The organism is Pseudomonas sp. D3-10 (assembly GCF_051132175.1).
Taxonomy (GTDB): domain Bacteria; phylum Pseudomonadota; class Gammaproteobacteria; order Pseudomonadales; family Pseudomonadaceae; genus Aquipseudomonas.
In genome coordinates, this window is record NZ_CP071668.1 from 1217419 (window position 1) to 1239502 (window position 22084).

At 62.2% G+C, this 22084-nt stretch carries 19 protein-coding genes and 1 pseudogene; 10 read left to right on the forward strand and 10 right to left on the reverse strand.

Going from position 1 to position 22084, the window contains the following annotated elements; all coding sequences use genetic code 11:
* Nucleotides 1-209: 209 nt before the first annotated feature.
* From J3P90_RS05290 to J3P90_RS05310, 5 genes are read right to left on the reverse strand one after another with little or no spacing between them, the layout of a single operon-like run.
* The gene (locus J3P90_RS05290) at nucleotides 210-1616 is read right to left on the reverse strand and encodes an ATP-binding protein (protein WP_434675929.1); all 1407 of its coding nucleotides are present in this window, start codon (nucleotides 1614-1616) and stop codon (nucleotides 210-212) included.
* A complete protein-coding gene (locus tag J3P90_RS05295) occupies nucleotides 1613-3412 on the reverse strand; it encodes a DAHL domain-containing protein (protein WP_434675930.1) in 1800 nt (599 codons plus the stop codon). The genes J3P90_RS05290 and J3P90_RS05295 overlap by 4 nt, the downstream gene beginning before the upstream one ends.
* Nucleotides 3409-4368 (reverse strand): cytochrome-c peroxidase, encoded by a 960-nt coding sequence (locus J3P90_RS05300; RefSeq protein WP_420765327.1) that lies wholly within the window; start codon nucleotides 4366-4368, stop codon nucleotides 3409-3411. Before J3P90_RS05300 ends, J3P90_RS05295 begins: the two co-directional genes overlap by 4 nt.
* 57 nt (nucleotides 4369-4425) lie before the next feature.
* Nucleotides 4426-6300, reverse strand: coding sequence for an EAL domain-containing protein (locus J3P90_RS05305; protein WP_420765326.1), 1875 nt, complete (start codon nucleotides 6298-6300; stop codon nucleotides 4426-4428).
* A complete protein-coding gene (locus J3P90_RS05310) occupies nucleotides 6297-8588 on the reverse strand; it encodes a GGDEF/EAL domain-containing response regulator (RefSeq protein ID WP_434675931.1) in 2292 nt (763 codons plus the stop codon). Before J3P90_RS05310 ends, J3P90_RS05305 begins: the two co-directional genes overlap by 4 nt.
* A 226-nt stretch (nucleotides 8589-8814) precedes the next feature.
* Between J3P90_RS05310 and J3P90_RS05315 the strand changes: the two genes are divergently transcribed.
* The 4 genes from J3P90_RS05315 (at nucleotide 8815) to J3P90_RS05330 (ending at nucleotide 11962) form a co-directional block, all read left to right on the forward strand.
* Nucleotides 8815-10182: an HD domain-containing phosphohydrolase gene (locus tag J3P90_RS05315; protein ID WP_434560399.1), complete on the forward strand. Its 1368-nt coding sequence runs from the start codon at nucleotides 8815-8817 to the stop codon at nucleotides 10180-10182.
* A 211-nt stretch (nucleotides 10183-10393) separates the two neighbouring features.
* Nucleotides 10394-10810 (forward strand): NUDIX hydrolase, encoded by a 417-nt coding sequence (locus J3P90_RS05320; protein ID WP_434560397.1) that lies wholly within the window; start codon nucleotides 10394-10396, stop codon nucleotides 10808-10810.
* Nucleotides 10811-10829: 19 nt separating this feature from the next.
* A complete protein-coding gene (locus tag J3P90_RS05325; protein ID WP_047230397.1) occupies nucleotides 10830-11468 on the forward strand; it encodes a LysE family translocator in 639 nt (212 codons plus the stop codon).
* A complete protein-coding gene (locus J3P90_RS05330; protein WP_420765321.1) occupies nucleotides 11465-11962 on the forward strand; it encodes a GNAT family N-acetyltransferase in 498 nt (165 codons plus the stop codon). The genes J3P90_RS05325 and J3P90_RS05330 overlap by 4 nt, the downstream gene beginning before the upstream one ends.
* 37 nt (nucleotides 11963-11999) lie before the next feature.
* Here J3P90_RS05330 and metR read toward each other — a convergent pair whose 3' ends face one another.
* Nucleotides 12000-12917, reverse strand: coding sequence for a transcriptional regulator MetR (gene metR / locus J3P90_RS05335; RefSeq protein ID WP_420765320.1), 918 nt, complete (start codon nucleotides 12915-12917; stop codon nucleotides 12000-12002).
* Between the two features lie 193 nt (nucleotides 12918-13110).
* Between metR and J3P90_RS05340 the strand changes: the two are divergent.
* Nucleotides 13111-13695 (forward strand): annotated as a pseudogene (locus J3P90_RS05340) (5-methyltetrahydropteroyltriglutamate--homocysteine S-methyltransferase); the annotation flags it as partial.
* A gap of 123 nt (nucleotides 13696-13818) precedes the next feature.
* Nucleotides 13819-14838, forward strand: a complete 1020-nt coding sequence (locus J3P90_RS05345) for an alpha/beta fold hydrolase (protein WP_420765319.1) — start codon at nucleotides 13819-13821, stop codon at nucleotides 14836-14838.
* Between the two features lie 30 nt (nucleotides 14839-14868).
* Here the strand turns inward: J3P90_RS05345 and J3P90_RS05350 are convergent, their stop codons facing one another.
* Complete coding sequence (locus J3P90_RS05350; protein ID WP_434560393.1) at nucleotides 14869-15750, reverse strand: LysR substrate-binding domain-containing protein; 882 nt, start codon at nucleotides 15748-15750, stop codon at nucleotides 14869-14871.
* A 163-nt stretch (nucleotides 15751-15913) separates the two neighbouring features.
* Here J3P90_RS05350 and J3P90_RS05355 point away from each other — a divergent pair, with 163 nt between their 5' ends.
* Together J3P90_RS05355 and J3P90_RS05360 are read left to right on the forward strand one after the other, a co-directional pair.
* Nucleotides 15914-17551 carry a 5-guanidino-2-oxopentanoate decarboxylase gene (locus J3P90_RS05355; protein ID WP_434676545.1) on the forward strand — a complete coding sequence of 546 codons (1638 nt, stop codon included), beginning with the start codon at nucleotides 15914-15916 and terminating at the stop codon, nucleotides 17549-17551.
* Complete coding sequence (locus tag J3P90_RS05360; RefSeq protein WP_434675932.1) at nucleotides 17548-18996, forward strand: aldehyde dehydrogenase family protein; 1449 nt, start codon at nucleotides 17548-17550, stop codon at nucleotides 18994-18996. Before J3P90_RS05355 ends, J3P90_RS05360 begins: the two co-directional genes overlap by 4 nt.
* Nucleotides 18997-19038: 42 nt before the next feature.
* Here the strand turns inward: J3P90_RS05360 and J3P90_RS05365 are convergent, their stop codons facing one another.
* Entirely contained in the window at nucleotides 19039-19968 is a 930-nt protein-coding gene (locus J3P90_RS05365; RefSeq protein WP_420765315.1) for an AraC family transcriptional regulator, read from the reverse strand.
* A 327-nt stretch (nucleotides 19969-20295) separates the two neighbouring features.
* Here J3P90_RS05365 and J3P90_RS05370 point away from each other — a divergent pair, with 327 nt between their 5' ends.
* Nucleotides 20296-20649 (forward strand): putative quinol monooxygenase, encoded by a 354-nt coding sequence (locus J3P90_RS05370; RefSeq protein WP_420765314.1) that lies wholly within the window; start codon nucleotides 20296-20298, stop codon nucleotides 20647-20649.
* 41 nt (nucleotides 20650-20690) lie between these two features.
* Entirely contained in the window at nucleotides 20691-20924 is a 234-nt protein-coding gene (locus tag J3P90_RS05375; protein ID WP_434560385.1) for a hypothetical protein, read from the forward strand.
* Nucleotides 20925-20967: 43 nt separating this feature from the next.
* On the opposite strand, the gene J3P90_RS05380 is transcribed toward J3P90_RS05375, so the two are convergent.
* Together J3P90_RS05380 and J3P90_RS05385 are read right to left on the reverse strand one after the other, a co-directional pair.
* Nucleotides 20968-21588 (reverse strand): flavin reductase family protein, encoded by a 621-nt coding sequence (locus J3P90_RS05380; RefSeq protein WP_420765312.1) that lies wholly within the window; start codon nucleotides 21586-21588, stop codon nucleotides 20968-20970.
* Between the two features lie 129 nt (nucleotides 21589-21717).
* Nucleotides 21718-21936: a hypothetical protein gene (locus J3P90_RS05385; protein ID WP_420765311.1), complete on the reverse strand. Its 219-nt coding sequence runs from the start codon at nucleotides 21934-21936 to the stop codon at nucleotides 21718-21720.
* Nucleotides 21937-22084 lie beyond the last annotated feature (148 nt).

The window sequence follows — 22084 nt, forward strand, 5'->3', positions numbered from 1 at the left end:
CGAGCGATGGGTGGGGCGAAGCAGAGATTCTGCGCTTGCTGTGAAACGGCAGGCAACAAGAACCCTGTGGCGAGGGGATTTATCTCCGCTGGGGCGCGAAGCGGCCCTGAAATTCTTGGGGCCGCTGCGCAGCCCAGCGGGGCGGTGCGACGTTTCGCTAAATCCCCTCGCCACAGAGCCCTCTCGCTGAAATTGGAAACTGCGGTCGCTCACCCCGCCAATTTCATCTGCCGCACCGGCAACTCCACCCGAAAGGTCGTTCCCACCCCCACTTCACTGCTCACCGTGATGTCGCCGTTGTGTTTTTTCACGATGCCGTAGGACAGCGACAATCCAAGTCCCGTGCCTTGGCCGATGGGCTTGGTGGTGAAAAACGGGTCGAAGATTTTCTGCAGGGTTTCCGGGGGGATGCCGGAGCCGTTGTCGGCGACTTCGATCCAGACGTTGTCGCCTTCCACCCCGTTGCGCAGGGTGATGGTGCCGCGTTCCGGGCCGATGGCCTGGGCGGCGTTGACGATCAGGTTCATGATCACCTGGTTGATTTGCGACGGCAGGCACTCGACCTCCGGCAACGGGCTGTATTGCTTGACCACGTCGGCCTTGTACTTGATCTCGTTGGCGACGATGTTCAAGGTCGAGTCCATGCCTTGCTGCAAATTGGCCATCTGCCATTCCTGGCTGGAGTCGACGCGGGAAAAGTCCTTGAGGTCCTTGACGATCTGCCCGACGCGGGCGATGCCGTCCTTGGATTCCTTGATCAGCACCGGGATGTCTTCCACCAGGAAGTCCAGTTCCACCTGCTCGCGCAGGCTTTTCAAATTCAGCACCAACTCCGGCGAGGCGATGGCTTGCTCGGCACTGCCGTAGGCCTGGAGCATTTCCTCCAGTTTGCTGAAGTAGCCGCCGAGGGCGCCGAGGTTGGAGGAAATGAAGCCGATCGGGTTGTTGATCTCGTGGGCCACGCCGGCGGCCAGTTGGCCCAGGGAGGCGAGTTTTTCCGATTGCACCAGCTGGCTCTCGAGCATCTTGCGTTCGTCGATTTCCATCTGTAGCAACTCGCTGGCCTGTTTGAACGCCAGGGTGCGTTGTTCCACCAGGTCTTCGAGCTTGTTCATTTTCAAACGGGCGCGGGAGGTCATTTCCCATTTGGTGGTCAAGGTGTTGGCCATCTGCTGAACTTCGATGTTGTCGAAGGGCTTTTTTAGGATCAGCAGACGGTCGTGGCCGTTGAGACGGTCGAGCAGCTCATCCCAGGAATAATCCGAGTACGCGGTGCAGACCACCACTTGCAGTTGCGGATCGACTTTCCACAGTTCCTCGATGGTCTTGGCGCCGTCCCAGCCTTCGGGCATGCGCATGTCGACGAACGCCAGGGCATAGGGTTGCTCCTTGGCCAGCGCCTGCTGCAATTTCGCCAGGCCTTCCTGGCCACCGTAGGCGGAGTCAAGTTCGAAAACGGTGGCGGCCACTTTCGGCGCTTCGCCGAACAGCGCGCTTTCCATGTCCTGTAGATCAGCGTTGCTCTCGTCCTCAGGCGTCAGGATCTTTCGGAAGTCGTCATGGATGGCTGGCGTATCGTCGATCAAGAGGATGCGCCGGTTGCTCAGGCTATTCATGGCTCACCTTCTGCGAGTTTCAAGGGCAGTTGCAATACGAATGTCGCCCCGGTCCCTGGCCCCTCGCTGTGCGCGGTGAGGTGGCCGTTCATTTCAATCGACGCCAGTGCGCAACTGTGCAGGCCAAACCCGTGACCGTCCTTACGGGTGGTAAAACCGTGGGCGAAGATGCGCGTCATGTTTTCCTCCGGGATTCCTTCGCCTTCGTCCTTCACGCTGATTTGCAGCTCTTGATCTACGACCCTGGCTTTGAGCGTCATGTTCCGCGCATGGTTGGAAACCCCCGCCATGGCGTATTTGGCATTGCTGATCAGGTTGATCAGGATCAGCAGCATGCGGTGTTTGTCGCCCATGATCCGTGGCACTTCGCCGTACTCTTTGATCACCGTCACATGGTGGCGGGTCAGGGCCCCTGAGTTCATGCGCAGGGCGTCCTCGAGCAGTTCGCTGACCACCAGCGGTTCCATCAGGCTATTGGCGCCGGCGTAGGACTGCTGCGTGGAAACGATGTCCTTGATGTGGTCGACGCTCTTGCTCAGTTGCGCAAGCTCGTCGGTCAGGCTTTGTTGTTCCGTCGCGATGGCTTCCACCAATTGGTTGAGATAACCGGGTAGCAGCTTGCCTTTTTCGTCCTCGGTGAGGAAGTGCCCCAGGTCGTGGCTGTGCTCGTTGATGAGGTTCATCGCCTTGCCCAGGCCCAGGGCCTTGCTGCTGCGCAGTTTTCGGCTGACCAGGTCGGCGGAAATGTTCACGCTGTTGAGCACGTTCCCGACGTTGTGCAGCACGTTGGTGGCGATCTCCGCCATGCCGGCCTGGCGGGCAGTGTCCATCAGTTCACTCTGGGTGTCCTTGAGCTGGCGGGTGCGTTCCTCGACCCGTTGTTCGAGCTCGTCGTTGGCGGTTTGCAGGGCGCTGTTGACCCGCTTGATCTCGCCGAAACTGCGCACCAGCCGAACCGCCAGCCAAATCAATATCAGCACCAGGAAGGTGGCGAACACCAGCAGCAGGGTATGGTTGCGCTGATGTTCGGCGGCGGCGTGCTCCTGATCCTTTTCCAGCAGGCCGGTGATGGTGTCCAGCCGGTCAGCCAGGGGGACCGCTTCGAAGTCACGCAGCAGCTGGTTGACCAGCGGCTGCTCGCGCAGGATCAGCGCGATGTGCCTGCGCAGAATATCGACGGAGCCGACAAGCCCCGCCGGCAGCCGGTCCTTGTTGACGTCCAGTTGGTTGAGGCCCAGCAAGACTTCGGCGGCCTGCTCGCGAGTGGTGACCTGCGCGAACTCCATCGTGCTGAGCAGCAGGTCGTAGGTGTCGATGGCAACGTTCTGCAGTTCCAGTTTTTCACCGTCGGACAGTTGGGCGAACTGACGCTGGATGTCGTCCTCGGCGGTGGGCAGGAATGCCAGGGAATTGCGCAGTACCGCGTTATGGGACTTGAACTGCTCCACCAGGCGAGTTTTTTCCTTGATCGCCTTCAGGTATTCGTCGCGCTGGGTTGACCAAAGCGCAGGCGCGTGGCGGCCGGACTCCGACTCGATGACGTCGAGGCGCTGCCACAGGCGCGTCATTTCATGCAATGGCGAAACCAGTGGGTCGTAATTGTGGCTCAGGGCGATCCGGGACTTGAGCACTTCGTTGTCCCAGATGCCGTCCTGCTGCTTGAGCTGGCGGATCAGGTCGCGCGATTCAATGTATGAAGCGGCTTGGTGGGCACTCGATTGGATGTACATGATCAACAGCATCGAAGCCAGCAATACGCCGATGAAAACCAGGCCGAGGCGGCGTGCGAGAGTCATAGCGGCTTGCCCTCCCATTCGCCGGTGAGGGTCTTGAGGAATTCGACGATCAGTTCGGTATCGTTCTTCTGGGGTTCGCGGCCCAGTTGATACTTGAACATCACTTTCACTGCCTGCTCCAGGGTCTGTGCCGATCCTCCATGGAAATACGGCGCGGTGACGGCCACGTTGCGCAGGCTCGGCACCTTGAAGACCTGGCGGTCGGCTTCGTCGCCGGTGACGTTGAAGCGTCCTTCGTCGGCTCGGGTCGGATTGCCCCGGTCCTGGATGTAGTCGCCCATCACGCCGAATTTCTGGAACATATTGCCGCCGATGTTCACGCCTTGATGGCAAGCGATGCAGCCGTACTCCTTGAAGCGCTGGTAGCCGAACTTTTCCCGAGGCGTGAGGATGTCGGTATCGCCCAGCAGGTATTTATCGAAGCGCGAGTTGGGTGTCCGCAGGGTGCGCTCGTAGTCGGCAAGCGCCCCCTGGATATTGGGTTGGGTCACGCCGTCTGGGTACGCGTCGGCAAAATCCCTGGCATAGCCCGTATCGCCCGCGATGCGCTTGACCACCGTTTCCCAGTTGCTGCCCATTTCACCGGGGCTGGTGACGACGATATGCACCTGTTCTTCCAGGGTGTCGACGCGACCGTCCCAGAACTGGTGGAAATTCAGGCTGGCATTGAACACCGTGGGCGTATTGACCTCCACCGGCTTGCCGTCGAAACCCAGGGATAAGGCTTTGTCGTCGGCGCCGCCCTTGTCCAGGCGATGGCAACTGGCGCAGGACAGGGTGTTGTTGACCGACAGCCGTGGGTCATTGAACAGCCGCTGGCCCAACTGGACTCGCTTGGGGTCCAGGGCGGGAGCGGGAGGCAGGGGTTTGAGCGGTTCGTCCAATGGCTCGGCGCGAGCGGTCACGCTCAGTCCCACCAGCAAGCCGAGAGCCAGAATCAGTCCGTGTGACGCCATGGGGTGCTTTCCTTTGAAATGCTGTCCCTTGAAACAAGGGGGTTATGACGCTGGCGCTCACGAAAACGGGTTCGGGCGTTGTTCCCATTCAGCCATCCATTGGCTGAAGGCTTGCGGTGCCACGGCCTTGCTGAAGTAGTAGCCCTGGGCTTCCTCGCACTGGTGGATCTTGAGGAATTCCAGCTGCTCCCGGGTTTCCACGCCTTCGGCAATGATGTGCAGGTTCAAACTCTTGCCCAGGCTGATGATGGTGCTCACCAGTTTCGCGTCGTTGCTGTCGATGCTCAGGTCACCGACGAACGACTGGTCGATCTTCAACACATCCACCGGAAATTTCTGCAGGTAGCTCAGGCTCGAATAGCCGGTGCCGAAGTCATCGATGGCCAGCCGTATGCCCAGATGCTTGATGGCATTGAGCGTGGCGACGGTGGTGTCGATGTTCTGCATGAGCACGCTTTCAGTGATCTCCAGTTCTAACTGTGTCGGGTCCAGACCGGTTTCCTTTAGGGTGCGCGCGATGCCATCGACGAAACCGCGCTGGCGGAAATCGATCGCCGAGACGTTGACCGACAGGTACAGCGGCCGCATGCCCTCGGCCTGCCAGCGACAGGCCTGCTGGCAGGCCTCTTGGAGCACCCACTGGCTCAGCGGGACGATCAGGCCGCTGTCCTCGGCCACGGGGATGAAATCCGACGGATAGACGAGCCCCTGATCGGGGCGATTCCAGCGCACCAACGCCTCGGCACCGACCACTTTACCGCTCGTCAGGTCGAGCTTGGGCTGGTAATGCAGCACGAACTCCTTACGCTGCAAGGCCAGGCGCAAGCCAGATTCGATGGTCTGCTGCTGACGGGCGCGGCGATTCATGTCCTCGGTGAAAAAACGGAAATCGTTGGGGCCGTTTTCCTTGACGTTGCGCATTGCCGTCTCGGCCTTTTTGATCAGCGCCACGGCATCGAAACCATCGGCCGGATACACGCTGATGCCCAGGCTCGCTGTCACCGTCAGGTCGTGACCGTCGATGGGGTGCGGGGAGTTGATAGCCCCCAGCAGCTTTTCCGCCACACCCTTGGTCAATTGTGGGTCGGCGATGTCGCCGAGGATCACCACGAACTCATCGGAGCCGTAGCGAAACACCGAGTCGGACTCGCGCACCACGGCCGCCAACGCCCGCGCCACGCGCTTGAGCATCTCGTCGCCCACCGGGTGCCCCAGCGCATTGTTGATGCGCTTGAAGCGGTCCAGGCCGATGAACATCACCGCCAACTGTCGGTCATGCCGGCGGCACTGCGCCAAGGCCTGGGTCAGGCGGTCGCCGAGCAGCATGCTGTTGGGCAGCTCGGTGAGCACGTCATATTGCAGCAGGTGGGAGACCTTGAGCAGCTCCTGGACCCGCTCTTCGATGGTGCGTTCCAGGCTGCGCATCTTGCGTGCGGCGTCCTGGGCCAATTGCCATTTCCAGGTCATGGCGCTGGCCATCTGGCGGATTTCCAGGGTGTCGAACGGCTTCTTGAGGATCAACAACTGATCGTCGAATTCGATGCGTTCCGACATGGTCTCCCAGGAGTAATCCGAATGCGCGGTGCACAGGGCGATCTGCAGGCGCGGGTCGGCTTTCCACAGTTGTTCGATGGTCTGCAGGCCGTCCCAGCCGGGCGGCATGCGCATGTCGGCGAACACCAGGGCATAGGGCTGGCCTTCGGCCTGGGCGCGCTTGACCAGTTCCAGCGCTTCCTCGCCCTGGTAGGCCGAGTCGATCTGGAATTGCACCCGGTTCACCTGCGGCGTGCCGAACAACAGGCTCTCGGTGTCGTCCAGCGAGTCATCGTTGCCTGCGCTGGGGCTGAGGATCTTTCGAAAGTCGTGGTGAATGGCGGGCGTGTCGTCCACCACCAGGATGCGCCTGTTTGCCGGTACGGACATGGGGTTCATGGGCTGCTCTCCGATAGCTGGCTCGCCGGCCGGGTCCAGTGGTCCGCCACCGGAACGATGGCGCCCGCCTTGAGCAGGGCGGCGGCCTGCTCACTGTCTACCACAGTGCTGAAATAGTGCCCCTGGGCTTGTATCGACCCGCCGCTGGACATCAGCGTCGTGCGTTGCTCCTGGGTCTCGACCCCTTCGGCGATGATGCCGATGCCCACGTCCCGGGCGAAGTTGATGATGGCCCGCAGGGTCGTGGCGTTCTCCGGATCGGCGTTGGCGCTGTCGAGGAAGCGTTGGGCGAGCTTGAGGTGGTTCACGCGGTAAGTCTTGAGGTAATCGAAGGATGAGTACTCGGTGCCGAAATCGTCGATGGCGACCTGCACGCCCAATTCGCACAGGCGCGGCAGCACGTCGTTATGGGTCCATTTGGTCTGGGCCAGGGTCGCTTCGGTGACGTCGAAACGCAGGTCCCAGGGCGCCAGCTCCCAGCGCGCGGTGGTACGCAGAACGTCGTAGATCAGTTCCGGGCCGGTCTTGAGCTGGGTCAGGGACAGGTCGATGGCGATCACCGGTGGCGACATGCCCTGGTCTCGCCATTGGCGCATCTGCTGGCAGGCCTGGTCCAGGACCCAATGGCCCAGGCCGATGATGATTCCGGTTTTTTCCGCGGCCGGCATGAAGGCTGCCGGTTCCAGCCAGCCGCGCGCGGGATGGTTCCAGCGCACCTGCACGCCCATGCCGAGAATCCGGCCGGTGCCAAGGTCGACTTCCGGCAGGTAGTGCAAGTGCAACTCGTTGTTTTCGATGGCCAGGCGCAGGTCATTGGCGAGGGTGACCCGATCCGTGACCTCCTGGTTAATTTCCTCGTTGTGGAAGTGATACTGGTTGCGGCCCTTTTCCTTGGAGCGGTACAGGGCCATGTCGGATTGGGCCATCAGGCTGTCGGCGCTTGGGCTCTGCGGGGAATAGAGGCTGATGCCGATGCTCACGGAAATGCGTACGTCGTTGCCATCCAGGGAATAGGGCGCCACCAGCGTGTCGCGAATCTTGGCCGCCAGCGCGGCGCAGTGGGTCGCTTCGTGGACGTCCAGTTGCAGGATGGCGAATTCGTCGCCACCCAGGCGCGCCACCACGTCGTTTTCCCGGGTGCAGCCCTTGAGCCGCGCTGCGACTTGTTGCAACAGCAGGTCACCGATGGGGTGCCCGAGGGTGTCGTTGATCCGCTTGAAGTGGTCCAGGTCCAGGTAAAACATTGCGAAGGGCGCCGCCCCCCGACGGGCGGCCGCAAAGGCCTGGTGCAGGCGCTCGATCATGGTGGCGCGGTTGGCGAGCCCGGTCAGGCCATCGGTGCGGGCCAGCAAGGCGATCTTTTCCTCGGCCAGCTTGCGCTCGGTGATGTCGAGGATGATGCCTTCGACTTCCAGCAGCAGGCCTTGCTCGTTGCGCACCGGGATGTAGCGGTTCTCTACCCAGCGGAACGTGTCGTCGCCAGTGCGCATGCGAAATTCGATGGAGGCGCCCGCGGTGTCGCGGTCCAGGACGCGCACCATGGCTTCGTCGACCTTGGCCTGGTCGTCGGGGTGGATCAAGGTTTGCGCCCAGTCCGGCGAGCTGATCAGGCGCGCCGCGACATGGCCGAACTTGGTGATGTTGTGGGAGATGTACATCAATGGGAACGGCGGCTCGCCGCGCAGGCGATAAAGGATGGTCGGGCTGTTCTGCACGATGATGTTGGCGTCGGCCAGCTCCCGGGTGCGTTCTTCCACTGCCCGTTCGAGCATGTCCATTTTCAACGCGGCGTCTTCGGTCATCTGCCATTTGACGGTCAAGGTGCTCGCCATCTGGCGAATCTCGATCGCATCGAAAGGTTTCTTCAGGATCAGCAGGCGGTCGCCCAGTTCGAGACGGTCGGCGATGTCCTCCCAGGAATAATCCGAGTAGGCCGTGCACAACGCCACCTGCAACTTGGGGTCGGCGCGCCACAGCCGCTCGATGGTTTCCAGGCCGTCCCAACCCGGCGGCATGCGCATGTCGATGAAAGCCATGGCGAACGGTTTGCCCTGGGCAAGGGCGGTTTCGACCTTGTTCAGGGCTTCCATGCCCTGGAACGCCGATTCGAGCTCGAAGCTCTGGGCGCAAACCACCACGGGGGCGCCGAACAAGGCTTCTTCAGCATTGCTCAGGCTGTCTTCGGGCGCTGCGTGGGGGCTGAGAATCTTTCGAAAATCCTCATGGATCGTCGGCGTGTCATCAACGATCAGTATCCGCCGATTGGATCTTTCCATCGGCAGGCTCATGGCCGTGCACCGTCGAGATGCTGACTACGGAACCGTGGGTACATCTGATATCCCTTTCGCTGGCATGAGTATTCGGCCTGTACTTGGCCCTTCATGGGGTACAGCATAGTCGGCTCGTCGGAAGCGCGAGGTGAGTGATGGCGAATTGTGTCTAAATTTTCGCAATCTACTAGCCTGTTTTTTGGGGCTAAGGTAGAACGGTTGTCGATGACAGGAGGGGGTTCCAATGGAAGATCAAGCGCCGGGCGTTCCGGCAACAAAGCCGACGGTGTTGTTGGTAGATGACGAAGAATCGATCCTCAACAGCCTGCGTCGGCTGTTGCGCAGCCAGCCGTACGAAATCCTGGTGGCCGACAGTGGCGCCAAGGCCCTGGAAATTCTCAAGGAGCGGCCGGTCGATCTGGTGATGACCGATGCGCGCATGCCCAACATGGACGGCGCCACGCTGCTGGCGGAAATTCGCAAGCTTTATCCTTCGACATTGCGCATCCTGCTCACCGGTTATGCCGACGTGGACATGATGACCAAGGCTATCAATGAGGGGCAGCTCTACCGCTACCTCAGCAAGCCCTGGAATGACGAGGAGTTGGTGCAGGCCCTGCGCCAAGCCCTGGCCCACCAGCATTCGGAGAGCGAGCGTCAGCGCCTCGAAGCCCTGAATCGTGAGCAGAACCAGCAACTCAAGACCCTCAACGCCACGCTGGAAAAACGCGTGGCGTCGCGGACCGCCGAGCTGCAGCAGACCGCCGACATGCTCGACCTGGCCTATGAAGAGCTCAAGCGCAGCTACGTGACCGGCACCGAGGTGTTCTCGCTGATCGCCAACCTGCGCCTGCCCAAGGCCAAGCAGACCAACCGGCAGATCATCGAACTGATCCGGGTCTATAGCCGGCTCAATTTCCTCGACGAGTCCACCGACCGCGACCTGACCATGGCCGCCGCGCTCTACAACATCGGCAAGCTGAGCTGGACCGATAACATGATGGTCACGCCGGCGGACATGCTGCATCACAGCGAACTGGAGCTGTACCGCGCCTATCCGAAGCAGAGCGAATCGCTGCTGATGACCCTGGACCCGATGAAGGACGCGGCGCGGATCATCCTTCATCACCAGGAACGTTGGGACGGCAGCGGATTCCCCGATCACTTGAAGGGCGAGGCGATTCCGTTCGGCTCGCGCCTGTTGAAACTGGCGGTGGATTTCATCGAGTTGCAGCGCGGGTTGATCCTGGAGCGGCAGATGAACAGCGACGAAGCGCTGGTCTACATCCGCAAATACGCCGGCAAGCTGTACGACCCGAACATGGTCGAAGACTTCATCAAGGCCTGTGGCGAATACCTGGAAGACGTGACGCTGTCCGACCCGACCGTGAAAGTCACCAGCACTCGTGAACTGGAGGCAGGCATGGTTCTGGCGCGCAACCTCAATGCCGACAATGGCATGCTGCTGCTCAACGCCGGAAAGGTCATGAGCGGCCCGCTGATCGAAAAGCTCATCGCCTTCGAAGCAATGGAAGGGGCGCGGTACAGCGTGTTCGTCAAGATCCCAGAGGAGGAGGCGGATCCTTCGGCGCCGAAGCCTATTTTGGGGTGACCGGGGTCTGACAGACCCGCTATCCCTTGTGGGAGCGAGCTTGCTCGCGATAGCTGAGTATCAGTCGGATATTTCTCGACCGACATACCGCAATCGCGAGCAAGCTCGCTCCCACAGAGGGACTGCGTCGATTTTCAGTCCGGCGCCAGGCTTTGCTCCCGCCGCTTGGATCTGTAACCTGCCCGGCATTTTCCGCCCGAGGCCCTTGTACATGACCACCCCTCTGATCCGCATCGCCGCCGCCCTGCTCATCGGCCCGGACGGCCGGACCCTGCTGGTGCGCAAGCGCGGCACCCAGGCCTTCATGCAACCCGGCGGCAAGATCGAAGCCCATGAGCAACCGATCCAGGCCCTGGCTCGGGAATTGGACGAGGAACTCGGGCTCAGGATCGATCCGGCCCAGGCCCGTCATCTGGGGCAATTCAGCGCGCCGGCCGCCAATGAGCCGGGATTTATCGTGCAGGCCGAGGTGTTTTTGCTGGAGACCGATGCAGCGGTTTCCCCGGCTGCCGAAATTGAAGAAGTGCATTGGATCGACCCTTGCCGCGACAGCGAATTACTGCTGGCGCCGTTGACAGGCGAAGTGATCCTGCCGTTTTATCGAACCCACTGCCTCTCGACCTGCTGATTCAAGGAGCGACGCCTTCATGATCCCCTTGCCGGACCTGCTGATTTTCGCCGCCGCCGCGTTGCTGATGGTGCTCACGCCCGGCCCGAACATGATCTACCTGATTTCCCGCTCGATCTGTCAGGGGCGCAAGGCCGGCGTCACTTCTTTATTAGGCGTGGTGGCGGGGTTCTTCGTGCACATGTTCGCGGCGGCGGCGGGGCTGACGGCGGTGTTCCTCGCGGTGCCCATGGCCTATGAAGTCCTCAAGTGGGCCGGTGCGCTGTACCTGCTGTGGCTGGCCTGGCAAGCGGTGAAACCCGGCGCCCGCTCGCCGTTCCAGGCCCAGCAATTGCCAGCGGATTCGACCCGCAAGCTGATCACCATGGGCTTTCTCACCAGCGCCCTGAACCCGAAGATCGCGGTGTTCTACCTCTCGGTGTTCCCGCAGTTCATCAGCCCGGAGCACGGTTCACTGTTCACCCAGAGCATCATCCTCGGGCTGACCCAGATCAGCGTCAGTTTCAGTGTCAATCTGCTGATCGCACTGTTCGCCGCCGGCATCGCCTCATGGTTCGTCCACAACCCGACCTGGCTGGCGGCGCAACGGTATTTCATGGGCTTCGTGCTCGGTGCGCTGGCCCTGCGGTTGATGCTTGAGCAACGGCGTTCGGCGTGAGCATCCGACGGCTGAAGGCGGGTGACGCCCAGAGCTATCGGGAGCTGATGCTCCAGGCCTATGAATTCCATCCACAGGCCTTCACTTCCAGCGCCAGCGAACGGGCGACGCTGCCCATCAATTGGTGGGAGTCGCGCCTGACCAGCCGGCTCGAAGTGATCCTCGGCGCGTTCATCGCGCACGAGCTGGTGGGTATCGTCGGCCTGGCCCTGGAGCCTCGGCTGAAGGCGCGGCACAAGGCGACGCTGTTCGGCATGTACGTCGTCGAGGCCCATCGTCACGCCGGGCTCGGCGAACAGTTGATGCGGGCCGCCCTCGACGAAGCCCGTCGCCATCCCTTCCTGCGCCTTGTGCAATTGACCGTCACCGCCGGCAACGACCCGGCCATTGAGCTTTACCAGCGCTGCGGCTTTCTGTTGTATGGCCTAGAGCCGATGGCGATTCGCGTGGGGGACGAGTACCTCGACAAGATCCATATGTGGCTTGAACTCTGATCTCACCGCAAGTTTGAGTGATGGAGCTTTGTGGCAATTACCGCACCGCGCTGACACCGTCGAGTGTGGAAAACGACGTGTCTTTTGCCGTCAGCAGAAAGTCGCGCATATACGGCGCGTCGAGCATGTCGGTGCGCACCGCCGCGTAGAGCGTGGCGAACAAACCTTTTTCCCCCAGCCGCTTGGCCTTCACGTAGCCCCGTGAGCTGTATTCATGCAGCGCCCAATGGGGCATGCCGCAGACGCCACGGCCACTGGCGACCAGTTGCATCATCATCACCGTCAGCTCGGACGTGCGCACCTGGGCCGGTTCGATGTCGGCCGGTTCGAGGAAGCGGGTGAAGATGTCCAGGCGATCGCGTTCCACCGGATACGTGATCAGGGTTTCGCTGATGAGGTCTTCGGGCACGATGTAGGCCTTGCCCGCCAGCCGATGCTGGTTGGCCACCGCCAGCATCGCCTCGTAGGTGAACAGCGGCACGTAGGTGATGCCCGCCAGTTCAAGGGGATCGGAGGTGACGACCAGGTCCAGGTCGCCACGGGCCAGGGCCGGCAGTGGGGCGAAGGCGAAGCCCGAGGCCAGGTCCAGCTCGACTTCCGGCCAGGCATCGCGGAACTGGTCGATGGTGGGCATCAACCACTGGAAGCAGCTGTGACACTCGATGGCCATGTGCAAACGCCCGGCGGTGCCGCCCGCGAGCCGCGCGATGTCCCGTTCGGCGCTGCGCAGCAACGGCAGGGTGGCGTCGGCCAGTTGCAGCAAGCGCAGGCCGGCGCTGGTGAAACGGACCGGTTTGGTCTTGCGCACGAACAACTGCATACCCAGGCGTTCTTCCAATTCCTTGAACTGGTGGGAGAGGGCGGACTGGGTCAGGTGCAGGCGTTCAGCGGCTTCGACCAGGCTGTCGGCTTCGCGCAGGGCGTGCAGCGTCTTGAGGTGACGGAGTTCAAGCACCGGATTTGCTCCATGAGTAAAACTTGTGATCAGCACGAAAAGATTGAGTTTGTCTCATGTGGGACTGGCTGTCGACAATGGCGTCATCTTTTACAAGGAGGACATTCCCATGGCCCTGGCCCATACCCTCGGTTTTCCCCGCATCGGCGCCGACCGCGAATTGAACGACCTGGAAGCTGATTGGAAAGGTACGCTGGGCTGGGAGCGGCTGTTCGACGAAATCGACGAAGCCCACGCCCAGGGCCATCGGGTCAAGCCTGCAGTCATCGGCCCGCTGACGTACCTCTGGCAGGGCAAGGCCAATGACGGCGACATTGACAAGCTCGACCTGCTGGAGCGCCTGCTGCCGGTCTACGGTGACGTCCTCAATCGTCTCAAGGCCCAAGGTGTGGAGTGGGTGCAGATCGATGAACCGATCCTCACGCTCGACCTGCCCCTGGCCTGGCGAAGCGCCTTCGAGCGGGCCTATCACATCCTTCAGTACTCGCCGCTGAAAAAGTTGGTGGCGACCTGCTTCAATGGCCTGGACGACAACCTCGGCCTGGCGGTTAGCCTGCCGGTGGATGGCCTGCACATCGACGCCGTGCCCGCCCCAGACCAACTGGGCCGGGTGCTGGATCGCCTGCCGACCTACAAGATCCTCTCGGTGGGCCTGGTCAATGACCGCGATGCCTGGCGTTGCGAATTCGAGCAGGCGCTGGCGCAGTTGCGCCCGGCCCAGGAACGGTTCGGCGACAACCTTTGGGTCAGCGTCGCCAATGAGCTTGAACCATCGCCGGCCTATGGCTTCACACAACCACTCGGCAATCTTCATCAAACTGTCACGCAACTGTGGCAGCGCGCTTGAACGAACTTCATCAGACTCGCGCTCTACTGGGGTTCTGCGTTTTGGTGTTTGTTCATGCGTGTATTCATTTTCCTGGCCGCCTTGTTGTGCGGCTTGCCGTCGTTGGCGGCTTCTCGTTGTGATGTCAATGTCGCGACCCAGCGGGTCGACTTGGATCAGGTAAGCCTGGCGTACCAGAGCATCGGGCGGGCGTCCGACCCTGCGTTGCTGCTGGTGATGGGCTTGGGTGGGCAGTTGATTCACTGGCCGGATGAAGTGGTGGTGGCGCTGTGCGAACAGGGTTTTCGGGTGATCCGCTACGACAACCGGGACGTCGGTTTATCCACCTGGCGCCAGGCGCCCGGCAGCGCCAACCTGACATTCGAGGCGTTGCGCTACAAGCTCGGCCTGCCCGTGGCGGCGCCTTATTCGTTGACGGACATGGCCGCCGATGGCCTGGGCTTGATGGACGCCTTGCAGGTGCAAAGCTTCCATGTGTTGGGCGTCAGCATGGGTGGGATGATCGCCCAGCACATGGCCGCCATGGCGCCTCAGCGGGTCGAGAGCCTGACATTGCTCATGACCAGCTCCGGCGCCGCGGGCTTGCCGGCGCCCAGTGAAACGCTGGTGCAACTGTTGTCGCGGCGCAGTGCGCCGAATCGTGAAGTGGCGCTCGAACAGCAGGCCGACCTGCTGGCCGCGCTGGGCAGCCCGATGGTGGTCGACGATCGACAGGCTCTGCTGCACCAGGCTGCGGTGGCCTACGACCGGGCCTTCAACCCCGAGGGTGTGAAGCGCCAGATCATGGCGATCATGGCCGAGCCAAGCCGGGTGGCGCTGCTCAATCAGCTGCAGGTGCCGACCTTGGTGGTCCACGGCACCGCTGATCCCTTGTTGCCGGTGATGCATGGGGTGCATCTCGCGGCGCATATTCGCGGCAGCCGGTTGAAGCTGATCCCGGGCCTCGCCCATCGCTTTCAAGAGGCCTTCAAGGAACCATTGCTGGGGGCGGTGCTGCCCTATTTGCAGCAACACCGCGAAGACACCTCGCACTGGGCGCAGATCGAGCCGGCGCAGGCGCCGAATGTGCTCTAACTGACACCGGGGGGGGCTTTTGTGGCGCTACTACCGTGCTTGGGCCTGCTCCACCAACCAGTCCATTAGCTCCTGCAACTGGCCCGACACCTGCGGCCGGCGCGGATAGACCAAGTGATAACCCAGCCCGGTCCTGACCTTCAGTTCGAACGGCATCACCAGCCGGCCGGCGCTGAGGTCTTCGCCGATCAGCGACCAGTCGCCAATCGCCACGCCGGTGCCTTGGGAGGCCATGGACATCGCCAGGTCCAGGGTTTCGAAATGCTGGCCTTTGCTGACGTTGCTCAAACGCACGTCGGCCGCGGCCAGCCAGGCGTTCCAGTCGCGCTCGTCGGTGGTGGGATGCAGCAGCAGGTGTTGTTGCAGATCGAGGGGTGAATTCAACGGGACCGGACCTTCCAGCAAGGGGCGCGAGCACACCGGTGTAAGCTGCTCGTCGAACAAGTGCAGGCAGTCAAGCGAGGCGTCGGGCGGCGGGCCGTAAACCACCGCCGCGTCGAATGCCTCACGCTGGAAATCCACGCCGTGCCGGACCGTGGTGGTCAGCTCCACCGGCACGTCCGGGCGCTCTTTCTGCCATTGCAACAGGCGCGGCAGCAGCCAGCGCATCACACAGGTCGGGGCCTTGAGCTTCAGGGTCTGGCGCTTCTCGCCGATCTGCTCGACCGCCTCGCCGATCAGGCCGAACACCTGCTGCACCCGGGGCAGCCACGCCTGGCCCTCGGCGGTCAGGCTCAACCCGCGTGCCTGGCGCTGGAACAACGCATAACCCAGATGATCCTCCAGCCCTGCGATCTGCCGGCTCACCGCGCCCTGGGTGATGTGCAGCTGTTCGGCGGCGCGAGTGAAGTTGCAGCACTGGGCCGTGATCAAGAAAGTGTGCAACGTCGGCAGCGGTGGGAGTCGTTTCATCTGGATCCAAGCCATGACGTGAGGACATGGCTAGTATGACTTTTTATCCATTGTTGCCGCTACGGGCTGGCCGTCCAATAACGCCATTCCCTCAGAGCAAAAGCGGCCCGCAGGTGTCGTGCGGGGTCCTTTTCAAGACAACAAAAAGGCAATGGCAATGGCAATGGCGACGTGCGGCGAAGTATTGGTCAAGTTACTGGAAGGCTATGGCGTGGAGCAGGTGTTCGGCATTCCTGGCGTACACACCGTGGAGTTGTATCGCGGGCTGGCCCGTTCAAGCATCCGCCATGTGACGCCGCGCCATGAACAGGGCGCCGGTTTCATGGCCGACGGCTACGCCCGTGTCAGCGGCAAGCCGGGCGTGTGCTTCATCATCACCGGCCCGGGCATGACCAACATCACCACTGCCATGGGCCAGGCCTATGCCGATTCGATTCCGATGCTGGTGATCTCCAGCGTACAGTCACGCAGCCAGCTGGGCGGTGGGCGCGGCAAGCTGCATGAGCTGCCGAACCAGAGCGCGCTGGTGGGCGGGGTCGCGGCGTTTTCCCACACGCTGATGTCGGCCGCCGAATTGCCGGGTGTGCTGGCCCGGGCCTTTGCCTTGTTCCAGGCCGGGCGTCCGCGGCCGGTGCACATCGAGATTCCGTTGGATGTGCTCGTTGAACAAGCCGATGACCTGCTCGCCAGCACGCCAGTGAGCATCAATCGCGCCGGGGCCGCGCCAAGTGCCGTGGAGCAAATGGCAGCCTTGCTGGCGACGGCCCGGCGGCCGTTGGTGCTTGCCGGAGGGGGGGCGCTGGACGCCGGGACTGAATTGACCGAACTGGCCGAACGCCTCGGCGCCCCCGTGGCGCTGACCATCAATGCCAAGGGCCTGCTGCCGTCCCGTCATCCGTTGCTGATCGGTTCCACCCAGAGCCTGGTGGCCACCCGTGCCCTGGTGGCCGAAGCGGATGTAGTACTGGCGATCGGCACCGAGCTGGCCGAGACCGATTACGACGTCACCTTTGCCGGTGGCTTCGAGATTCCCGGTGCGTTGTTGCGCATCGACATCGACCCCGACCAGACCGTGCGCAACTACGCGCCAAGACTGGCGCTGGTGGCCGACGCACAAAGTGCCGCGCGGGCATTGCTCGATGCGTTGAATCGCGGCGTGCCCGGCGCGAGAGACGACAGTTGGGGAGCGATTCGTGTCGAACGGCTGCGGACCGAACTTGATCAGCAATGGGACGTCCCGACCCGCGCCCAGACGGTGTTCCTCGATACGGTATTGCAGGCCTTGCCCGACGCGGTTTTCGTTGGCGATTCCACCCAGCCGGTCTACACCGGCAACCTCACCTTCAATCCCGAACGCCCGCGCCGCTGGTTCAATTCGTCCACCGGCTACGGCACCCTCGGCTACGCGTTGCCGGCGGCCATTGGTGCCTGGCTGGGTGGTGTCGACAACGGCCATGGCCGCCCGCCCGTGGTGTGCCTGATCGGCGACGGTGGGTTGCAGTTCACCCTCCCGGAACTGGCCAGCGCGGTGGAAGCGCGCACGCCGGTGATCGTGCTGCTGTGGAATAACCAGGGCTACGAAGAGATCAAGAAATACATGGTCAACCGCGCCATCGAACCGGTGGGCGTGGACATCTACACGCCGGATTTCATCGGCGTTGCCAAAGCCCTGGGGTGCGGCGCCGAGACGATCGACGGCGTGCATTCCCTGCGCAGCGCATTGCTGGCCGCCAGTCACCGCCAGGGGCCGACGTTGCTCGAGATTGACCAGGCGCGCTGGATGGCGGAGGTGGCTGAATGAATTTCCCGACGACGCAAGACGGCCTGTACATCAACGGCGAGTGGTTGGCGGGCGATCAACCGCTGCGGGTGATCAACCCCGCGACCGAGGCGCTGCTGACCACTGTTTACGGCGGCGAGAAACCCGCCGTCGATCAAGCCTTGGAGGCCGCTACCCAGGCTTTTGGCCCATGGTCAAACACCTCGGGTGCCGAGCGCGGCGCGGTGCTTCGGCGTATTGCTGCCGGCGTGCGGGATGCTCGTGAGCGGCTGATGCATTTGCAATCGAGCAACAACGGCAAACCGTTGTTCGAAGCGGCCATCGACGTCGACGATGTGGTCGCGACCTTCGAGTACTACGCCGGTTTGGCCGAAGAACTGGACGTTCGTCAGGACGGTCCGCTGGCGTTGCCCAGCGATGATTTCTGCGCACGTCTACGCCGCGAACCTTGTGGGGTGGTCGGCTTGATCGTGCCGTGGAATTTCCCGATGGTCACCACCGCCTGGAAACTTGCCCCGGCCTTGGCCGCCGGCTGCTGCGTGGTGCTCAAGCCTTCGGAAGTCACGCCGCTGCCGGAGCTGGCGCTGGCCTCGGTCATCGCCGAATGCGGCTTGCCCGATGGCGTGTTCAACCTGGTCTGCGGCACGGGGTTGGCGGTCGGGGCGCCGCTGGCGTCCGACCCGCGCGTGGCGAAGATTTCCTTTACCGGCAGCAACGCGGTGGGGGTGCAAGTGATGCAACGGGCGGCGGAAACCGTGAAGGGCGTGAGCCTGGAGCTGGGCGGCAAATCGTCCTTGCTGGTGCTGGCCGACGCAGACCTGGACCTGGCGGTGGAGCTGGCCTGTGGCGGCGGTTTCTTCAACGCGGGGCAGATGTGTTCGGCCACCACTCGGGTGTTGGTCGCCGATGAGCTGGCCGATGAATTCATGCGACGGCTCAAGGCGCGGGCCGAGGCGATCCGCGTGGCCGATCCATTCGACCCGGACGTGGAGATGGGTGCGCTGGTCAACCAGGCGCAATACCAACGGGTGCTCGGGCACATCGATCGAGGCGTGAGCGACGGCGCAACGTTGGTGTGCGGCGGTCAACGACCGGCGCATCTGCAACGCGGCTTTTTTTTACAGCCAACGATCTTCACCGACGTGCCCCTCGACAGTGCGCTGTGGTGCGAGGAGATCTTCGGGCCGGTGTTGTGCGTGCGTCGTTTCGGCCACCCGGAAGAGGCGATTGCCCTGGCCAACGACAGCCGTTTCGGCCTGGTGGCGAGCGTGGTCAGCCGCGATGCCGAGGCGGCCGGGAAGGTCGCCGACGCCTTGCAGGCAGGGCTGGTGTGGATCAACGCACCGCAAGTGATTTTCCCCCAGGCCGCTTGGGGCGGCTACAAGCAGAGCAGCCTGGGTCGTGAATTGGGACCTTGGGGACTGGCCGCGTTCCAGGAAATCAAACACGTGATCCGGGCGGTCTGAAGGCTGCGAAGACGAGGCGGCGAATGCTGTGCAAGTCCAAGATCAGACGGTCATCCGCAACCGCGCCAGATCCCGCAACGGCGGCGCGCCAAACAAACGGCTGTACTCCCGGCTGAACTGCGACGGGCTTTCATACCCCACTCGATACCCCGCCGCCGACGCTTCCAGCCCTTCGGCCAGCATCAACCGTCGAGCCTCCTGCAAGCGCAATTGCTTTTGGTATTGCAACGGGCTCATGGCCGTCATGGCCTTGAACCGATGATGCAAGGTCGAAACGCTGAGGTTGACCTCCCGAGCGAGGTCATCGATGCGCAACGGTTGTTCGAAATGGCCGTTGAGCCATTTGATCGCCTGGCTGATGCGATGGCTCTGGCTATTGGCAATGGCGATTTCATACAACCGATAGCCTTGCGGGCTGCGCAGCAGGCGGTAAAGGATTTCCCGGCGCACCAGGGGCGCGAGCATGGCGATGTCTTTTGGCGTATCGAGCAGGCGCGTCAGGCGTAGCACAGCGTCGAGCATCGGCGTGTCCAGGCGTTCCACATACAGGCCACGGCCGGCCGGGCGAGTCGGCACGCCCAGGGGGCCGGCATCGGCGATCAGCGCGGTGATTTCCGCCGGGTCGATGTCCAGGCGCAGCGCCAGGATCGGCTGCTCGGGCGAGACGTCGGCGATGCAACCGCTCAATGGCATCGAGACCGAGACCACCAGGTAATGCAGCGGGTCATAGTTGAAAAATTCGTCCGCCAGGCGCACCTGCTTGCTGCCCTGGGCCATGATGCACAGCGCCGGTTGCGCCAGCACCGGGGCAAACTTGTGTGGCTGGCTGTGGCGCGACAGGTTCAGCGAGCCGATGGCCGTGGCGTAGCTGCCGTCCTCGCTGGTGTTGCGGTCGATGATCGACGCCAGCTCGGCGCGCTGCTGTTCCAGGTACGTGTCCAGCGGGGCGTGGGCGTGATCGAGTGGCGACATGCCGGGATCCTCATGGCGAAGGGAGCGATAGGACAAAGCTTATGTTTGTGCAAGGCATGGCGGTAGTCACATCCTGTTGAAAGCTTGCCTGATCCTGCAAGGCGGCGGCGTGAAGGGCTGTGCAGCCTGGCCGAAACTTGCTTGAAACCTTTTGTTTCAACTCCCGGCAATTCCCACCCATCAGACACGGATGGGTGAATTCCCAGGCGCAGAATCGTGCAATGAGTCGGCAGGAATCGACTAACGAAGCTGGCGGCAGCGCGCTTAACCTTTGATCCTGTCGCAGCCTGTCCCCGGCTGCCAACGGATGACCTGGGAGGGTTGAACATGACTACGCAGATCCCCGTCAGTCACATGGCTTTTGTCCGGGCCCGCGCCGGTTGCTCCAAGCCATTGGGCGCACGCCTCAGCAGCTTGATCGTACCTTCGCGCCAGGCGCCCGGTTGCCTGCACTTTGCCTTGCAACAATCGCAATGCGACGCGGATTTGTGGCTGGTGTCCGGGCTGTGGGTCAACCAACAGGCGATGGACGCTTATTTCAACTCACCGGCCATGGCGATCTTCGCCCAATTGGTGCAAGACCTGGTGGTCAGCAGCCTGGACTTCCACACCTTTCGGGAAGTGTCCGCCGCCCAGGCGACCGAAGGGTGCATGGCGAAGGTACACAAACTGGCCGGTTGAAGGTTTAATGACAGGCATTTCCCACCGCCAGGATGCGAAGTATGGCACGCAAAGCCTTTGAAACTTTTGAAGCTGTTTCCGCTGTTGTTCCCAAGGAAGGTGGCGGCTACTACGCAGCCATCGCCACCAAGGCCATCGGCAGTGCCGAGAAGCCGCGTTTCAATAAAGTGCTCGAAGAGCAGACCTTCGAGACCGCTTTCAAAGCCGATGAAGCGGCTGCCCAGCAGTTGACTCACCTCAAGGGTGTCGACGACGAAGGCGGATTGGTCTGGTAAGCAGCATTTCAAGGATTGCCACAAGTGATCTCACCGCCCATCCTTATCGCGGGCGATGCATCTTGAACAACGCCTCCGGCCCCAGCTGGAAGTAATCGGCCGGCCCGCCGCCGCGCAATATCGGCTCGGCGGCGGCGGTGTCGTAGACCCCGTCTTTCAACAGCCACTTGGCGATGTGAACGGCGACCACTTCGCCCAGAATCAACCAGCTCGGCACAGGCGCCTTGTCCGCTCGCTGCAACTGGATGATCTGCGTGACCTTGCATTCGAAGGACACTGGACTCTCGGCGACGCGCGGCACCTGGATGATCCGCGATGCCGCCGGCGTCAGGCCCGCCAGCTCGAATTCGTTGACCTGCGGCGCGACCATCGCGCAGCTCTGGTTCATCTGCTCGGCCAGTGGGCGCGTGGCCAGGTTCCAGGCAAATTCACCGGTCTGTTCGATGTTGTTGAGGCTGTCTTTGCGACCGACGCTGGAGAAGCCGATGATCGGCGGAACGTAGTTGAAAGCGTTGAAAAAACTGTAGGGCGCCAGGTTCAGGCGGCCTTCGCCATCTTGTGAAGAGATCCAGCCAATCGGCCGGGGGCCGACAATGGCATTGAACGGGTCGTGGGGCAGGCCATGGCCTTGGGCGGGTTCGTAGTAGTGAATGTCGTCGGGCATGAAGGATATAGGTCCGGTGCGTGTCAGAAGGATCCGACGATAGTGCAGCGCCCTGACCCTTTTGTCAGCACCACAAAAAACCTGTGGGAGGTTGCTCGCTCCCACAGGTCTTGGTGTTGCCGGTTGGGATCAGTTGGTCGACGCCGCATCGCTAGGGTCGGAGCCGTCGGCAGCCACGGTGGGCTCGATGGCGTGGTTCTCGTCCTTCTTGGCAACGACGGCGGAACCGGCGCGCTCATGGCTGCTGGCGATGAAAGCGGCCGTGCCGGTCCGCTCGAAGCCGTCGTCGGCGAACGCGCTACTGGCCAGTGCGGTGAGGGTCAGGGCGAAGATCAGTTTGGTTTTCATGGTCATACTCCAAGCATCGATAGTGATGAGCGCGAGGGTGGAGTGCAGCCATTAAGTGGAAATTAATGTAGGAAATGACGCCGTCCCGGAACGACGAAAGGGGCGAACCCGTGCAGGTTCGCCCCTTTTTTTGTACGATGTCCCGTCC

What these genes read in the sequence shown, in the direction of transcription:
- J3P90_RS05385 (WP_420765311.1), bottom strand. Translation starts at nt 21,936, where the DNA reads ATGAAAACCAAACTGATCTTCGCCCTGACCCTCACCGCACTGGCCAGT.
- J3P90_RS05320 (WP_434560397.1), top strand. Translation starts at nt 10,394, where the DNA reads ATGACCACCCCTCTGATCCGCATCGCCGCCGCCCTGCTCATCGGCCCG.
- J3P90_RS05300 (WP_420765327.1), bottom strand. Translation starts at nt 4,368, where the DNA reads ATGGCGTCACACGGACTGATTCTGGCTCTCGGCTTGCTGGTGGGACTG.
- J3P90_RS05355 (WP_434676545.1), top strand. Translation starts at nt 15,914, where the DNA reads ATGGCGACGTGCGGCGAAGTATTGGTCAAGTTACTGGAAGGCTATGGC.
- J3P90_RS05370 (WP_420765314.1), top strand. Translation starts at nt 20,296, where the DNA reads ATGACTACGCAGATCCCCGTCAGTCACATGGCTTTTGTCCGGGCCCGC.
- J3P90_RS05360 (WP_434675932.1), top strand. Translation starts at nt 17,548, where the DNA reads ATGAATTTCCCGACGACGCAAGACGGCCTGTACATCAACGGCGAGTGG.
- J3P90_RS05325 (WP_047230397.1), top strand. Translation starts at nt 10,830, where the DNA reads ATGATCCCCTTGCCGGACCTGCTGATTTTCGCCGCCGCCGCGTTGCTG.
- J3P90_RS05375 (WP_434560385.1), top strand. Translation starts at nt 20,691, where the DNA reads ATGGCACGCAAAGCCTTTGAAACTTTTGAAGCTGTTTCCGCTGTTGTT.
- J3P90_RS05315 (WP_434560399.1), top strand. Translation starts at nt 8,815, where the DNA reads ATGGAAGATCAAGCGCCGGGCGTTCCGGCAACAAAGCCGACGGTGTTG.
- J3P90_RS05295 (WP_434675930.1), bottom strand. Translation starts at nt 3,412, where the DNA reads ATGACTCTCGCACGCCGCCTCGGCCTGGTTTTCATCGGCGTATTGCTG.
- J3P90_RS05380 (WP_420765312.1), bottom strand. Translation starts at nt 21,588, where the DNA reads ATGCCCGACGACATTCACTACTACGAACCCGCCCAAGGCCATGGCCTG.
- J3P90_RS05310 (WP_434675931.1), bottom strand. Translation starts at nt 8,588, where the DNA reads ATGAGCCTGCCGATGGAAAGATCCAATCGGCGGATACTGATCGTTGAT.
- J3P90_RS05365 (WP_420765315.1), bottom strand. Translation starts at nt 19,968, where the DNA reads ATGTCGCCACTCGATCACGCCCACGCCCCGCTGGACACGTACCTGGAA.
- J3P90_RS05350 (WP_434560393.1), bottom strand. Translation starts at nt 15,750, where the DNA reads ATGAAACGACTCCCACCGCTGCCGACGTTGCACACTTTCTTGATCACG.
- J3P90_RS05345 (WP_420765319.1), top strand. Translation starts at nt 13,819, where the DNA reads ATGCGTGTATTCATTTTCCTGGCCGCCTTGTTGTGCGGCTTGCCGTCG.
- J3P90_RS05305 (WP_420765326.1), bottom strand. Translation starts at nt 6,300, where the DNA reads ATGAACCCCATGTCCGTACCGGCAAACAGGCGCATCCTGGTGGTGGAC.
- J3P90_RS05290 (WP_434675929.1), bottom strand. Translation starts at nt 1,616, where the DNA reads ATGAATAGCCTGAGCAACCGGCGCATCCTCTTGATCGACGATACGCCA.